Annotated in this window: 13 protein-coding genes; 8 read left to right on the forward strand and 5 right to left on the reverse strand. The window is 42.2% G+C overall.

Annotation, left to right across the window (positions count from 1 at the left end):
- Positions 1-17 precede the first annotated feature (17 nt).
- The 3 genes from ACE01R_RS04090 to sdsA form a co-directional block, all read right to left on the reverse strand.
- Positions 18-623, reverse strand: coding sequence for a phosphatase PAP2 family protein (locus tag ACE01R_RS04090; protein WP_395546711.1), 606 nt, complete (start codon positions 621-623; stop codon positions 18-20).
- Between the two features lie 148 nt (positions 624-771).
- Positions 772-2826, reverse strand: coding sequence for a site-specific recombinase (locus ACE01R_RS04095; protein ID WP_395546713.1), 2055 nt, complete (start codon positions 2824-2826; stop codon positions 772-774).
- 34 nt (positions 2827-2860) lie between these two features.
- Complete coding sequence (gene sdsA / locus ACE01R_RS04100; RefSeq protein ID WP_395546715.1) at positions 2861-3838, reverse strand: All-trans-nonaprenyl-diphosphate synthase; 978 nt, start codon at positions 3836-3838, stop codon at positions 2861-2863.
- A gap of 430 nt (positions 3839-4268) precedes the next feature.
- On the opposite strand from sdsA, the gene rplU reads away from it, so the two are divergent.
- From rplU to ACE01R_RS04140, 8 genes are all read left to right on the forward strand, one after another.
- The gene (gene rplU / locus ACE01R_RS04105; RefSeq protein ID WP_086196864.1) at positions 4269-4580 is read left to right on the forward strand and encodes a 50S ribosomal protein L21; all 312 of its coding nucleotides are present in this window, start codon (positions 4269-4271) and stop codon (positions 4578-4580) included.
- An 18-nt stretch (positions 4581-4598) separates the two neighbouring features.
- Positions 4599-4856, forward strand: coding sequence for a 50S ribosomal protein L27 (gene rpmA, locus ACE01R_RS04110; RefSeq protein ID WP_092819748.1), 258 nt, complete (start codon positions 4599-4601; stop codon positions 4854-4856).
- Between the two features lie 217 nt (positions 4857-5073).
- Positions 5074-5772: an outer membrane lipoprotein chaperone LolA gene (gene lolA, locus ACE01R_RS04115; protein ID WP_395546719.1), complete on the forward strand. Its 699-nt coding sequence runs from the start codon at positions 5074-5076 to the stop codon at positions 5770-5772.
- Positions 5773-6051: 279 nt separating this feature from the next.
- The gene (locus ACE01R_RS04120; protein WP_395546744.1) at positions 6052-7536 is read left to right on the forward strand and encodes a carotenoid oxygenase family protein; all 1485 of its coding nucleotides are present in this window, start codon (positions 6052-6054) and stop codon (positions 7534-7536) included.
- 135 nt (positions 7537-7671) lie between these two features.
- The gene (locus ACE01R_RS04125; protein WP_395546771.1) at positions 7672-8460 is read left to right on the forward strand and encodes a DUF3298 domain-containing protein; all 789 of its coding nucleotides are present in this window, start codon (positions 7672-7674) and stop codon (positions 8458-8460) included.
- Between the two features lie 119 nt (positions 8461-8579).
- A complete protein-coding gene (serS, locus tag ACE01R_RS04130) occupies positions 8580-9851 on the forward strand; it encodes a serine--tRNA ligase (RefSeq protein ID WP_395546797.1) in 1272 nt (423 codons plus the stop codon).
- 90 nt (positions 9852-9941) lie between these two features.
- Positions 9942-11318 (forward strand): siroheme synthase CysG, encoded by a 1377-nt coding sequence (cysG, locus tag ACE01R_RS04135; protein ID WP_395546806.1) that lies wholly within the window; start codon positions 9942-9944, stop codon positions 11316-11318.
- Between the two features lie 37 nt (positions 11319-11355).
- On the forward strand, positions 11356-11835 hold the full coding sequence (locus ACE01R_RS04140) for a tRNA (cytidine(34)-2'-O)-methyltransferase (protein WP_395546808.1): 480 nt from the start codon (positions 11356-11358) through the stop codon (positions 11833-11835).
- Between the two features lie 59 nt (positions 11836-11894).
- Here the strand turns inward: ACE01R_RS04140 and ACE01R_RS04145 are convergent, their stop codons facing one another.
- On the reverse strand, positions 11895-13289 hold the full coding sequence (locus tag ACE01R_RS04145; RefSeq protein WP_395546810.1) for an APC family permease: 1395 nt from the start codon (positions 13287-13289) through the stop codon (positions 11895-11897).
- Between the two features lie 264 nt (positions 13290-13553).
- Positions 13554-14738 (reverse strand): iron-containing alcohol dehydrogenase, encoded by a 1185-nt coding sequence (locus tag ACE01R_RS04150; protein WP_395546812.1) that lies wholly within the window; start codon positions 14736-14738, stop codon positions 13554-13556.

Genomic DNA, 14738 nt, shown 5'->3' on the forward strand with positions numbered 1-14738 from the left:
AGATTCTTATCTAAAAACTAATTTGTTTTCGCTCTGCTAAATTTGGCATACAACAGATACAGTAGTGTGATCCAAATAAAACCTATGCTCCAACCTGCCAAGACATCAGAGGGGAAATGTACCCCAAGGTATACCCTTGAAATTCCCATGAGTAACAACCATATACATGCACATACGCAAATCAGCAGGTGCTGCGGATGTTTTTGGCTAAGATATATTGCAAGACAGCCCAAAGCAGCGGCATAGATACTATGAGCACTGGGAAATGAAGCACCATAACTATGAACAAGGTGATACATTTCGGGTGGGCGAGGTCTTGAAATCAAATATTTGAGCAGCCAAACCGTGGCACTACTTCCTATCAGTCCCAAACTAATAAAAACAACATTTGTGTATTTTTTATACCAAGCTTGGTGTAAACACCAGATTGTGGTTAAAAATAACACAAATGGCATTCCTCCTAGAGTTGAAAGTGTGATGAATATCCTATTTAAAGGCACGTTACGATGCTGGCTCAGCCATTCAATCATCACCCAGTCGAAGTGATTCAAGGATGGCGTAACAAACATTAATATGCTGAAAATAAATAAGAAAAATCCTACACCAAGCAACAGATAAGGCATGTAAGGAACCTTTGTTATCTTAGCCGATTGAAGCATGACTAATTTAATGGTTAAAGTGTACTCATCAGTACACTTTATTTCAAGTGTGTGTAAATTATGCTTTTCTTTTTACCGATTTTTTAACGCGAAGTAAAACAAAAATAGTAAATTACTTCAGCGGAGATTTTTGCGGCGTTGAAAATTCATCTACTTCTAATGGTGTTTTCGGTGGCCAAAAAAAGTCACTTGGTCGGGTCAGGAAGTGGGTGAGCACCAGTTTGGCCAACGGCTTCCATTGTTCAAAGCGAACCCGGCGGGCACGCAATGCCACAATAATGGTCAGACTGAAACTCACAAACAAGTTGGTCAAACCAATTAATAACACGCCTAAGAATGAAACAATAATCAAGCCAATTTCAGGACTACCATTAATACAGATCAGACCCTGAATAAAGTTGGCTGAAGCAAAGGCAATATGGCGAATATCCAGTGGCAGCCCTAAAATAAAACCAATGGTACCCATGCTGCCGAGCATGATCCCAAACAGGAAATTCCCGGCCAAAGCCCCTAAGTTCCGCTCTATATAGGCGGCAAATGTATTCAGACGTTCTTGCCCCAATAATATTTTTAAGTTTGCATGGGCCTGTAAACGCGGACCAACCTTACGGTACACCGCCATGTTGTCAAAATAACCTGCAATCAGTCCTGAAAAGAATAGGCAAACCCCGGCAATCGCTGCGTGCGGAATAGCCAGTGAGGTAAATGGATTGAGTGAATGTAAGGTCTGAGAAGCTTTAGTATGGCTGAGTAGTGATTCATCCATGCCGTATTGCCAGAGCAGGGTAATGACGGCAGCGGTTGGAATGGCAATGGAAATATTACCCAGAATGGCAATAAACTGGGTACGGATAATATTAATGATCAGTGCCGCAAGCTCAGCAATCTGTGCAGTTTTGGAACCTTTGGTCTGTTGTACCGTTGCTGCAAGCGCCGCTGCAGTCATGGCTGGCTGTTTGGTGGCAACGGTAAAATGCAAGACATGAATCAGCATAAATCCGAATGAATAATTCATGCTAAAGACCAAGGCCTGCATGATCGGTGCCATGGCCAGTCGTGCAGCTAATATTTTTAAGGTGGCCATGGTGGCAATAATGACACCTGCACCTGCGGCCGATTTATACATCGACCAGAAACCCTGCTTGTCGGTACTTACATAGTGTTCGCCCGTTTTACTGGCATTCTCTGTGACCTGTAATGCAATCAGTTCGCTATTGGCGGCTAAAAGTGATCGCACACTGCGCTCACTATAAATCGCATGGGTGATATCGACCATCAATAAGCCTAAAGACTCATAGCGAAGCTGATCTTCATCCATAATCAGATTGATCAACAGTTCAATGCGGTCTAGACATTGTTCTAGTAAAGACAGCAGATAAGTCAGGCTTAAACTCACGCCAATTCTTTTGGTGGCACGACGAATTTTTAACACCACATCGCGGCATTGCTCAATCATCACCAAAGCTTGAGAAGCATCAGGGGGAACAATGAGGGCCATTGGATCGGTATTTTGATACAGCGCCTTGTAATGCTGGATGAATTCATTGATTTCCCGGTTTTGCGCCAGAAAAGGTGATTCATATTCGGTCAGTTCCGGATGCGCATTAATAAATTCCGGATACAGCCCAATGCCACTAATCCGGTAAGATAAAACGGTAATCGCTTTAATCAGCTCACTTTTAATTTTAAGTTTTTCTTGCTGATTGCTGTGACCCTGATTTATCAGTCCAAAAAGCTTTTGCCAGTCTTCATCGGCAATACTATCCAGCCAGTATTTGTCACTACGTTGATAAAAAACGCGACGGACTAAATCCTGCAGTTGGCTTTGATCATTAATCAGAGGGAGAAAGTGAGCACCTAGCCGCTGAGCGAGCTGATTCCAAAAACCATCCAAAGACAAAATACCGGTATCGGCATATAAACTGGTTTGCTTGTATTGGTTAATGAGTTTTAAGATAAAATTCTGAAATGTAATGACCGCATGTGGCGTAATCAGCAGAGTCTGGATGAAAGCTTGGAATTTGCTGTTAATTTCGTCGAGATTGGTGGAATCATCTGGTCGAATACGGTTTACTAACTCAATGAGTAGCGAATCATCAAGAACAGCCTGATGAGATTCAAGCTGCTCCTGCATTTTTAAAAATAGATCATTGAAATTTATATGCATAGGCGAGGGGTAAAACTATATTTTTCCAATCCCATTATTGAATCCGGTTGAGGGCAAGCTGGGTCAAATTAATCAATGCCTGGCGATATTCAGTATTCGGAAGCGCCTCTAAAGCGTTGAGAGCCAATTGTGTTTCTTCAGTGGCACGTTGGCGGCAATAATCCAGGGCACCACAGCTTTGCACAATCTCGATGACACGGTCCAGATGGTTAATACCACCAGTGGCAATACTTAAACGAACAATTTCATGTTCTTCATCAGTGGTTTTTTGCAAGGCAGAGATTAATGGCAAAGTCGGTTTGCCTTCCATTAAATCATCACCAATATTTTTACCTAATGTTTCAGCATCGGAAGTGTAGTCTAAAATATCATCAATAATCTGGAAAGCGTTGCCAAAGTGACCGGCAAAGACACGTAAGGGTTCACGGTATTGTGGCGTGCCCGATAAAATTGCAGCGCCTTCAGTGGCCAGTTCAAACAGGCGGGAGGTTTTGCCATGAATAATATCGAGATAAGTTTTTTCGGTGGTTTCAGGTTGATGCTGTGCTTGCAGCTGCAAAACTTCACCTTCTGCGATTTCACAGGTACCGGTTGAAAAGTCTTTTAGTAAGGTCATGTCGTTTAAATCGACCAGCAAATCGAAAGCACGCGAAATCAGAAAGTCACCGACTAGAACTGCAGTCTGGTTATTCCATGTAGCATTGGCTGTAGGTCGACCGCGGCGCAAGCCTGATTCATCCACTACATCATCATGCACCAGAGTTGCGGTATGTAGCATTTCAATAATGGCTGCCAGTTTACGCTGGCGTTCGATATCTTCTGCGCCGCAGGCTTTGGCCGCCAATAAACACATGATTGGGCGCATGCGCTTGCCGCCTGCTTCTACCACGTGTTTACTTACTGCCATCACCAAGGCAACTTTTGAGGTGATCCCTTCATTGATAAATGTGTCCATCGCAGCAAAATCTGAAGCAACAGGAGCGAGAATGTCTTGCTTGAAGTCGATGGCCATGTGAAGAGAAACCTCTAAAATTGAATTGCTTGTAATCTAGTGTAACAACTATATCTCATGATATAGCTAAGATCTTAATATAGTTGCTTAAATCCTGACTAAGCAAATGGTTTTAATTGAGTCCTGAATCATAAAAAACATATGCTACATGACAGGGTTGGAATTCCTTAGTCTATAGTAGCGAATTGATTTTACAAATCTATTTCATTTTATAAAATGTAAGGTCTGGATGTAAAAGCAATTTCTGATGAATAATTTGATTGTTTATAAATTAGACAGAATTAAAGTTTAAAAAAACGCTAAAACCGCTTGTTGTTTGATTTATTATCACTTAATATGTTTGCCCTTATATATCCCCCCAGTGGCGCTCGTATTAAGATCGATATATTCCTTTATCGGCACGACGACACGGGCATGTTTGGAGTACATTATGTACGCAGTAATCCAAAGCGGTGGTAAACAACACCGTGTGGTTGAGGGTGAAACCCTTAAAGTAGAATTATTGAAAGCTGAAACTGGTACAACTATTACGTTTGATGACGTATTAATGCTTGTAAACGGCGAAAGCATTCAAATTGGTGCTCCAGTTGTTGCTGGTGCTACAGTAACTGCTGAAGTAGTTAGCCACGGTCGTCACGACAAAATCCGTATTGTTAAAATGCGTCGTCGTAAACATTACCGTAAACAACAAGGTCACCGTCAATGGTTTACCGAGTTGAAAATTACTGCTATTTCAGGCTAATTACGAGGATTATGAAACATGGCTACTAAAAAGGCTGGTGGATCGACACGTAACGGTCGTGACTCAAACCCTAAAATGTTAGGTGTTAAAATGTACGGTGGTCAAGCTGTGACTGCTGGTAACATTATTGTTCGTCAACGTGGTACAGAATTCCACGCTGGTGCAAACGTAGGTATGGGCCGTGACCATACTTTATTTGCTACCGCTGATGGCGTGATCAAATTCGAAGTGAAAGGTCAGTTTGGCCGTCGCTACGTATCTGTTGAAACTGCATAAGTTTTAATGGTGCGAAAAACCCACATTTAATGTGGGTTTTTTTATGTGTGCAAATTAGTCAAAACAAACCGAGATCTTCATCATGATGTAGAAATATCTACATTGGCTATTAATAACAATACAAAACTTCTTATTTTCTCAATTATTAGAAATAAAAATTAGTTTAAGATGGACACATTGAACAAATTGCGATACTGCAAATAAAAAAGGTGATGATATGAAAATGCTTCGTAAAACCCTGTGTGCGATGACCCTAGGTGCTGCAACACTTGCACCGGTGATGAGTACAACTGTTTTTGCTGCACCTGTAGCAGCATCGGAGCAGCAAGCAACGAACAATTTGGTAAAACAGTTAAGCAATATTCATACTTTGTCAGCTAACTTTGAACAAACCACAAAAGCGACTTCTGCGGGTAAAGCTCCACAGAAAAAAGGCTTGACTGGACAACACATGAATCAGACCTTTAAAGGGGTGATGAAAGTGGCGCGTCCTGGCAAGTTCTTCTGGGAAACCACCAGTCCATCCAAACAGACTATTGTGACTTCGGGTAAAACTGTATGGATTTATGATCCTGATTTACAACAAGCCGTCCGTCAAAGTTTAGATGAACAGGTGGCAAATACGCCTGCGTTATTATTGTCGGGTAATACCAGTCAGATTATGAAGTCTTATCGGGTGACTCAACCGAATAAAGCCAAGACCTATTACACACTGTATCCAAAAGTTAAAGACAGTGCATTCCAGAGCTTGACCATTAGTTTTGGCGCGAACAAGGCCCCAAGTTTGATGATTTTGCAGGATTCATTGGGGCAAACTACCTATGTGCGCTTCAATAATGTGAAATTGAATCCATCCATTGCTTCATCAGCCTTTAATTTCACACCGCCTAAAGGTACCGATATTATTGATCAATAATAGGTTGATTTATAATCATTTAAGTAAGTTTTATTTATAAATAAAAAGCAGTCCTAGGTGGCTGCTTTTTTATTGGGTATGGGACTAAAAAACGATGGACGCTTGTTGGTCATAAAGCATAAGCATGCAAAAATATGTTCAAGCTGAGCCATAGACACTACAATCCACAATACTTAAAGACAAGATTTAGTGATCAGGATTGAGTATTAATATAAGCAAGATCAATCTTGTCCAAAATAAAGAAAAAGTAAAAAGACAAAAACTCAGGAGAATTAAAAAGTGGAAAATAACAATCCAGTTGTCCCATCCATGGATTACCCGCGTATTACAAGATTAAAATCAAAATTCAATACGTATCGTCAAAAAGCCATGAGTTTGGGCGTGAATTGGCTACAAAAAAGATCAAAAATCAGCTCTAAAAATAAGGCAGAAAATCCCTATCTGCATGGAATATTTGGACCTGTGGATGAGGTCGAAAAGCACCAATTTCAGGTGATCGGTGAAATTCCACAGCACTTAACCGGGCTATTGTTAAGAATTGGACCCAATCCAGTTCATGTTGGAAATCCAGAAGCCTATCACTGGTTTTCAGGTGACGGAATGCTGCATGCTTTAAAAATTGAACAGGGCCAAGCCAAATGGTTTAAAAGTCAGTATATCGAAACGGATTCCATCCAAAAGCAAAAGCATGAGCCTGTTAAGGCAGGTTTTCGCCGCGGACCAGGAGATGTAGTGAATACCAATGCCTTTTATCATGCCGATAAAATTTGGGCTGCTGTTGAAGCTGGCGCTTTGCCGGCACGGCTAGATTTGAATCTGAACACAGAAGAGCACCGTTTTTTCAATACAGATGCAGACTTGCCCTTTATTGCTCATCCGCATAAAGACAATAAGACCGGACATTTACATGCCATTTGTTACGATGCGATGGATATTAAACATGCTTATTATGAAGTAATCGATCAGCAAGGAATGTTGCTGCATTGGGCTAAAATTCCGGTGCAGCATGGACCCATGATTCATGACTGTGCCATTACCGAGCAAGATGTTCTAATTTTTGATTTACCAGTCACGTTCTCTTTCAAGCAACTCATGAAGGGCAATGCTTTGCCTTATGAGTGGAATGAAAAGCATGCTGCACGCATTGGGATTTTGCCTAAATATGGGTGTGCTGAAGAAGTACAGTGGATCCCTATAGACCCTTGTTTTATTTTCCATGCCGCAAATGCTTACCGCAACGAGCAACAGCAGATTATTCTGGATGTAGTCGTGCATCGCCACATGTTTAAAAAATCCCATCAGGGTCCATTTGAGCAGCAAAAAACACAGTTGGAAAGATGGACCATTGACCTGAAGCACAATACGGTAGATCGCCAGGTCATTGATGAACAGGCGCAGGAATTCCCACGAATTGATGAACGTTATACAGGTGAAAAACAGCGATATATTTATACTGTGAGTTTTGACCCGATGATCATGACCAAAGCCAATCATTTGATTTGTCATGACATGCATACACAGGAAAAAAACACGTATGCCTATGGGGAGCAATGGGTGACGGGAGAAGTGGTATTTATTCCCGAGACAGCTGATGCGGCAGAAGGTGAGGGCTACCTGTTATCTTATGTACATCATATTAATAAAGAATCTTCCAAAGTGGTGATCTTGAAAGCGCAAGGTTTAACACTTCAGCCTCAAGCGGAAATTGTACTGGGTACGCATGTACCTTTGGGCTTTCATGGTAATTGGGTGGATCTATCTTAAAATCAGGTGATTTCTTATACGAATACCTGATTATTTAGCTCAACATGGTGAAAGATACATATTTTAAATTTTATTCAGTGACTTGGCTTTGTATAGTGCAGGAGCATTCTAAGGGTCTCAGGTTGTAAAAATAAAATGGAAACACGCACGAATCAACAATGGCTATGGGCACTTCCTGTTTCTTTGGCAGCACTCGTCATGGTGGGTTGTCAGGAGCGGCCAGCACCACAAAAGGAACAGGCAAGCACCACAAAGCAGGAAAGTGTTCAGACAATTCCATTAATTCAAGCCAAGGTTGTTCCTGTGAAACTGACTAAACCTGAAGCGTGCGATGCCGAAGGTTGTACCCAGTATGAGATTCAGACGGTTAACAGCAACCTGAAATGGATTGATGATTATTTTATCGATCGGGTGAAAAAAGCCGATCCGATTGCGTTTTCTACAGCGCCCAATGAGAAGATCAATACCTCCGAAGGTGCCACACCCAATTTAAGTCAAAGCTCGACCTATATCCGTTTTGTCAGTCAGCAGTATGACCGGGCAACCTTTGCCATTCAGACCTATACCTATTCATCCGGTGCAGCGCATGGTATGTATCATCAGGAATTTGTCAATTTTGATTTAAAAAACAAAAAGCGTCTGGCACTGGAAGATATTATGCTGAAAGGCACAGAACAACAATTATTGAATGCTTTGTATGATTCAAACAGCATCTGGCTAGAGCAGCACAGTATAGACAGAGACAAGCTAAAATTAAGTGATAATTTTTACTATGGTGCCAATGGTATTGTTTTTGTTTATCCCTTATATGAGCTGGCTTCTTATGCAGAAGGCATGACTGAGCTGACCTTGCCTTATGTTGCGCTCACTAAACTGATTAAAGCTGAATATCTGCCAAGTTTGCCAAAGTATCCAACACCATAATTTCAACTTAATTCGGGTAAATTTGTTCTAATAAGCCACAGCTGTCTGCTCGATCACTGTCTTTTTTAGTGTTTAGCGCTTACACTATAGCCAGTTTTTTTCTTTGCAAAAGATTGGCTATGATCGACCCGAAATTAATCAGAAATAATATTGAGGCTGTAAATTTAGCCTTGGCAAAACGTGGTGTACAGCTGAATGTAGAAGAGTGGGCTTCACTTGAAGCTCGCCGTAAAGAGCTTCAGTCAAAAACTGAAGCTTTACAGGCAGAACGTAATTCGGGTGCTAAACAAGTTGGCCAAATTAAAAAATCTGGTGGCGATGCATCTGAAATCATGGCGCGTATGGCAGCTATTGGTGATGAAATTAAAGCTGCAGAAGTTGCACTTGCTGAATTGCAAACTGAAATTGAAACCAAGTCTTTAAGCATTCCCAACATGCCGCATGAATCTGTACCTGAAGGTAAAGATGAAGACGACAACGTTGAAATTTTAAAATGGGGCACACCGCGTCAATTTGATTTTGAAATCAAAGATCATACTGACCTGGGTGAATGGATGGGCGGTTTGGAATTTGAAACTGCGACCAAATTGACCGGTACGCGTTTCAGTGTGCTTAAAGGTCCATTGGCGCGTTTACAACGTGCGCTTACCCAATTCATGCTCGATACCCATACCCTGAAAAATGGTTATACTGAAGCTTATGTGCCTTATCTGGTCAATGCTGATTCATTGCGTGGTACAGGACAATTACCTAAATTTGAAGAAGATTTATTCAAATTACAAGGTGAAAAAGAATATTACCTGATTCCGACAGCCGAAGTGCCTGTAACCAATTTCGTCCGTGATGAAATTGTCGATCCAGAGCGTTTACCACTTAAATATGCTGCTCATACACCATGTTTCCGTAGTGAAGCGGGCTCGTATGGTCGTGATACCCGTGGCTTGATTCGTCAACACCAGTTCGACAAAGTTGAGATGGTGCAAATTGTAAAACCTGAAGATTCGATGCAGGCTTTAGAAGAATTGACTGGTCATGCAGAAGGTATTTTACAGGCGCTAGGTTTGCCATACCGTAAAATCATCCTGTGTGGTGGTGATATGGGCTTTGGCGCAATCAAAACTTATGATTTGGAAGTTTGGGTACCGAGCCAAAATACTTATCGTGAAATTTCAAGCTGTTCATGCATGGGTGACTTTCAGGCGCGTCGTATGAAAGCACGCTACCGTGTTGACCAGAAGAAAACTGAATTTGTGCATACCTTGAATGGTTCAGGTCTGGCTGTTGGTCGTACCTTGCTTGCGGTGATGGAAAACTACCAGCGTGCAGATGGTTCGATTGAAATTCCTGAAGTGCTTCGTCCATATATGGGTGGTGCAGAATTTATTGATTAATCTTCGGATTGATCAATAAAACGATGAATAGCACAATTTTGTGCATGAAAATTGCTTAAGACAGTCAGATTTAAAATATTGAGGTCATTTGTGGATATCTTTCCAATCTCTTTAAAGTTGCAACAGCAACCTTGTCTGATTGTCGGTGGTGGACATATTGCTTACCGTAAGGCGGTACTTTTGGCAAAGGCAGGCGCAGTCATTCACGTGATTGCACCTGAAATTGAAAGCAGTTTGCTTGAGATTGTTGAAACCAGCCAAGGGCAATATGTCCAAGTGCCTTTTAGTCCAGATATTCCGTTACGCGATTACCGTTTGGTGATTGCGGCAACCAATGATAAAGCGACCAATATTCAAGTTTTTGAAGCGTGTGAAGCTGAAAAAATATTGGTGAATAGTGTCGATGATCCACCACACTGTCGTTTTATGGTTCCTGCCATTATCGACCGTTCGCCTTTGGTGGTATCTATTGCGACCAATGGCACATCCCCGGTTTTATCCCGTCAAATTCGAACTCAGCTTGAAGCCAGCATTCCACATGGAATGGGTAGACTTGCTGATTTTTCAGGAAAATGGCGTGCTGCTGTAAAAGCGAAAATTGTAAACCCGGATGAACGCCGTATTTTTTGGGAAGACTTGTATGCCAGTCCGCTCAAAGAACAGGTGTTTAATGACAATCTTGCTGAAGCAGATCGCCTCATTGAACAAGCCTTGCAGGAGTGGAAAACCCCTAAAGGGGAAGTCTACCTGGTGGGCGCAGGACCAGGTGATCCTGAGCTGTTGACTTTAAAAGCATTGCGTTTGATGCAACAGGCAGATGTTATTATTTACGACCGTTTGGTTTCACCTGCAATTATGGACTTATGCCGCCGTGATGCGGAAAAGATTTATGTGGGTAAAGCCCGTTCAAATCATAGTGTTCCTCAAGAGGGGATTAATGCACTCTTGGTGGAATATGCAGCCCAAGGTAAGCGTGTCTGCCGTTTGAAAGGCGGTGATCCGTTTATTTTTGGTCGTGGTGGCGAAGAAATTCAGGAGCTGTTTGCTGCGGGTGTAGCCTTCCAAGTGGTACCCGGGATTACTGCGGCTTCAGGCTGTTCTGCTTATGCCGGTATTCCTTTAACCCATCGTGACTATGCGCAAAGTGTTCGCTTTCTGACTGGACATTTAAAAGAAGGCTCGCCGGAGTTACCTTGGAGTGAGCTGGTTTATGAAAACCAGACCTTGGTATTGTATATGGGCCTGGTTGGTCTGGAAAAAATCTGTGCCCAGCTGATTGCGCATGGTCAACGTCCAGATATGCCAGTTGCACTTATTTCCAAAGGGACGACGCCTGAACAGAAAGTAGTGGTCGGAACTTTGGCAGATATTGCTTCAAAAGTGTCTGAACATCAGATTCAAGCGCCCACCCTGACCATTATTGGTGAAGTGGTAAAATTACGCGAACAATTACAGTGGCAAGGCTAATTCGAGTCCTGTTGCATTGAAAGAGTAGAGAAATTCAGTGATCCATGTTGTTTTATACGAGCCAGAAATTCCCGCAAACACAGGGAATATCATTCGTTTATGTGCCAATACCGGTGCGCAACTTCATTTGGTCAAACCGCTGGGATTTGAGCTTGATGACAAGAAGCTGAGACGTGCAGGTTTGGACTATCATGAATGGGCGCATATGAAAGTTTGGGAAAACTTTGCAGAATGTATGGCGCATTTAAAAGAACAGGGGATTGATAATGATGCCATCTATCCCTTAACCACTAAAGGTTTTGAAACCCCGCATACCTCAAATTTAAACCGTCCGGTGGCTTTATTGATGGGTCCTGAAACACGTGGTTTGCCTGAAAACGTTCGTATGATGTTTCCGGAAAAACACTGGATCCGTTTGCCAATGGCAGCAAACTCCCGTAGCTTGAACTTGTCTAACGCCACTGCTGTTATTTTATATGAAGCTTGGCGTCAGCAAGGTTTTAAAGAACTGGTCTAATAGAAGGCTGTAAAAAAAAGACGCATTAAGCGTCTTTTTTTATGAAGGAAATCAAACCATTAATGAGAATCATCAAACTCGTTATGTTGCGGTGCCGGGTGTTTGAAACCTTTGGTTTTATAACCCAGGTACAAAATACCAAACATTGCCCACCATAAACCGAATTTTAATGCAGTATCTTCAATTTCAAGCCACATCGCAAAAATGCTTAAGAAGCCGAGTAAAGGAATCACCACAAAGCTGAAAATGTCTTTGATATTTTTGGTACGACCATCACGTAATGCATAACGTGAAATCACAGACAGATTCACAAAGGTAAAGGCAGTTAAGGCACCGAAACTGATCATCGAAATCACGATGTCCAAATCCATAAAGCCAGCAGTTAAAGCCACGCCACCGACAATCAGAATGTTGTAAACTGGAGTGTAGCTTTTCGGACTGATATGACCAAAGATCTTTTTATTGATCACGCCATCACGGCCCATCACATACATTAAGCGTGAAACACCTGCATGTGCAGAAATACCCGATGCCATCACCGTGACGATTGCAAAGTAAAGCACTACAGTTTTGAACGCTACTCCACCCACAGCTTGAAGGATATCTGGCTGAGTTGCAGCAACATCTTCAAAGTAAGTCTTCGGATCATTCGGGAAGTAGATTTGCATGAAATAGGTACTGATAATGAAGATAATACCTGCAAGGAGTGCCGTAAGGAAAATCGCTTTAGGTAAGGTTTTTTCAGTATCTTTAGTTTCTTCTGCCAGTGAGCTGAGTGAGTCAAAACCGGTAAAAGAGAAACACAGCAATGTTGCGCCGGTAATGAGTGGGCCTAAAGCTGTCATTTCATTCCAAAATGGTTCCAGGCTCCACAACTGGTATTTGGCATTTGCTAATGTACCATCGGCATTGACCCCGCCTGCAAGCAGTGTATAGACCATCCAGGTGAAATAGGCGATGACTGCCAGCTGAACCAATACAATCAGGCCGTTGAAGTTGGCAACGAATCTGGCACCACGTAAGTTTACCCCGGTCATAAATGCAGTCAGTACGACTACCCAAACCCAATGGTTCACCTCAGGGAAAAGAGCTTCTAGATAAATGACCGCCAAAATGATGTTGACCATTGGCGAAAGCAGATAGTCTAACCAAGATGACCAACCCACCATAAAACCAACGTTCGGATGAATTGATTTTTGCGCATAGGTATAAGCAGAACCTGACGACGGATAGCGACGGATCATGTGTCCATAACTAATCGATGTAAACAAAATTGCAATCAGGGCAATAATGTATGACGTCGGTACGTGGAAATGACTTTCTTCGGAAACCAGGCCGAATGTGTCAAATAACGTCATTGGTTGAATATAAGCTAAACCAATAATAATAATGTGCCAGAGCCCTAGCGTTTTTTGCAGTTTAGCTGCCGATTGAGTCCCAGAGATATTTGTCAACGGCGTTATCCTCTTAATCGTTGATCAAGGATCAGTCATGTTTACAAGGATCGTTTGAGACGAACGATCCCCCCTATATGAATAAAACAAAGTGCGCCAATCTACTCTAGTTTGGTACCTTTTGCCAATATCTTTATGAGTTTTTAATGCAGAAAATATGCCATTTGATATAAAAAGTTCGCTTTATCTTTCCATAAAGTAAAAGCCTGATGCTTAAAAAAACATCAGGCTAATTTTTAGCTATATTTGCTTAATTTTCAATATTTACCAAGCTTTTTCTAAAATCGCTTTTAAATCACTCAGGGTTGCTTCTTTAGGATTGTAAATAATGGAACCATCATTTAATGCCTTGTCCGCGACTTCATCAAGTTGTGCTTCTGAAACTTTACCAGTTTCACGTAAAGTACGTGGCAATTTGGTCAGTGCATATAAGCGGTCACGCATGGTCAGAATAGTGGCAATGGCTTTGTCGGCACGTAAATGTGCAGGCGTCTGTGCATAAATATCTGGCCCTGCTAAAGGCAGTAATAGCTCTGCAATTTTATCGCCATTAACTTCCTTGTTGTACTCAAGTACATAAGGCAGGAACAGGTTCATGCAGAGACCATGGGGTAGGTGGGCAACCGCACCTAAAGCATGTCCGAGTGAGTGAACCAGACCTACCATAGAGTTAGAGAACGCAATACCAGCCATGGTTGAAGCTTGCGCCAATTCCAGGCGGCCAAATTCATCGGTTGGATTGTCCAGAACATTGAACAGGCTGCTGCTGACTTTTTTGATCGCAGCCGTCGCATAAGCATCACTGATCGGATTGGCAGCCATGCAAGTATAGGCTTCAACTGCATGGGTCAATGCATCCATTGCCGTCATTGCCGTTAAATGCGGAGGCAAGGTTTGGGTCATACGCGGGTCAAGAATCGCGGCATGTGGCATCAGGTAATAAGATGCAAACGGCATTTTGACGTTTTTCTCAAGATCTGAAACTACCGCAACCATCGTTACTTCTGAACCGGTACCCGATGTGGTAGGAATTACGAAGAATGGTTTTAACGGTTTTGGCAGGTTATGTGCACCTGAATATTTAAGCAGGTCATCGCCACCTTCAGTCACCAGGATATTAGTTGCCTTGGAGGTATCAATCACCGAACCACCACCAACAGCGATAATCGCATCACATTGATTGTCGCGATAAGCTTTCGCTGCATTTCGAACGGTTTGTACGCTTGAATCGGGTGGAACATCATCAAAAATATAGCCAATCACCGCATCGGTAGATTCAAAAGCCGCCTCAATAGGAGCAAGCAGATTGTTGCTACGTACGCCTTTATCGGTAATGATTAGCGGGCGTTTTGCACCTAAAGTAGCAAGTTCAAACGGAATATGTTCTAACGCGGCATGACCTGCGATGACTTTTACTGGACAGAAAAATTCGTAATAAGGCTTAGCCAT

Origin of the sequence: Acinetobacter sp. BSP-28 (assembly GCF_044130285.1) — a bacterium.
Taxonomy (GTDB): Bacteria; Pseudomonadota; Gammaproteobacteria; order Pseudomonadales; family Moraxellaceae; genus Acinetobacter.

Coding starts and splice junctions, on each gene's coding strand:
- ACE01R_RS04090 (WP_395546711.1), bottom strand. CDS start 623: ATGCCTTATCTGTTGCTTGGTGTAGGATTTTTCTTATTTATTTTCAGC.
- ACE01R_RS04095 (WP_395546713.1), bottom strand. CDS start 2,826: ATGCATATAAATTTCAATGATCTATTTTTAAAAATGCAGGAGCAGCTT.
- sdsA (WP_395546715.1), bottom strand. CDS start 3,838: ATGGCCATCGACTTCAAGCAAGACATTCTCGCTCCTGTTGCTTCAGAT.
- rplU (WP_086196864.1), top strand. CDS start 4,269: ATGTACGCAGTAATCCAAAGCGGTGGTAAACAACACCGTGTGGTTGAG.
- rpmA (WP_092819748.1), top strand. CDS start 4,599: ATGGCTACTAAAAAGGCTGGTGGATCGACACGTAACGGTCGTGACTCA.
- lolA (WP_395546719.1), top strand. CDS start 5,074: ATGAAAATGCTTCGTAAAACCCTGTGTGCGATGACCCTAGGTGCTGCA.
- ACE01R_RS04125 (WP_395546771.1), top strand. CDS start 7,672: ATGGAAACACGCACGAATCAACAATGGCTATGGGCACTTCCTGTTTCT.
- serS (WP_395546797.1), top strand. CDS start 8,580: ATGATCGACCCGAAATTAATCAGAAATAATATTGAGGCTGTAAATTTA.
- ACE01R_RS04150 (WP_395546812.1), bottom strand. CDS start 14,738: ATGGCTAAGCCTTATTACGAATTTTTCTGTCCAGTAAAAGTCATCGCA.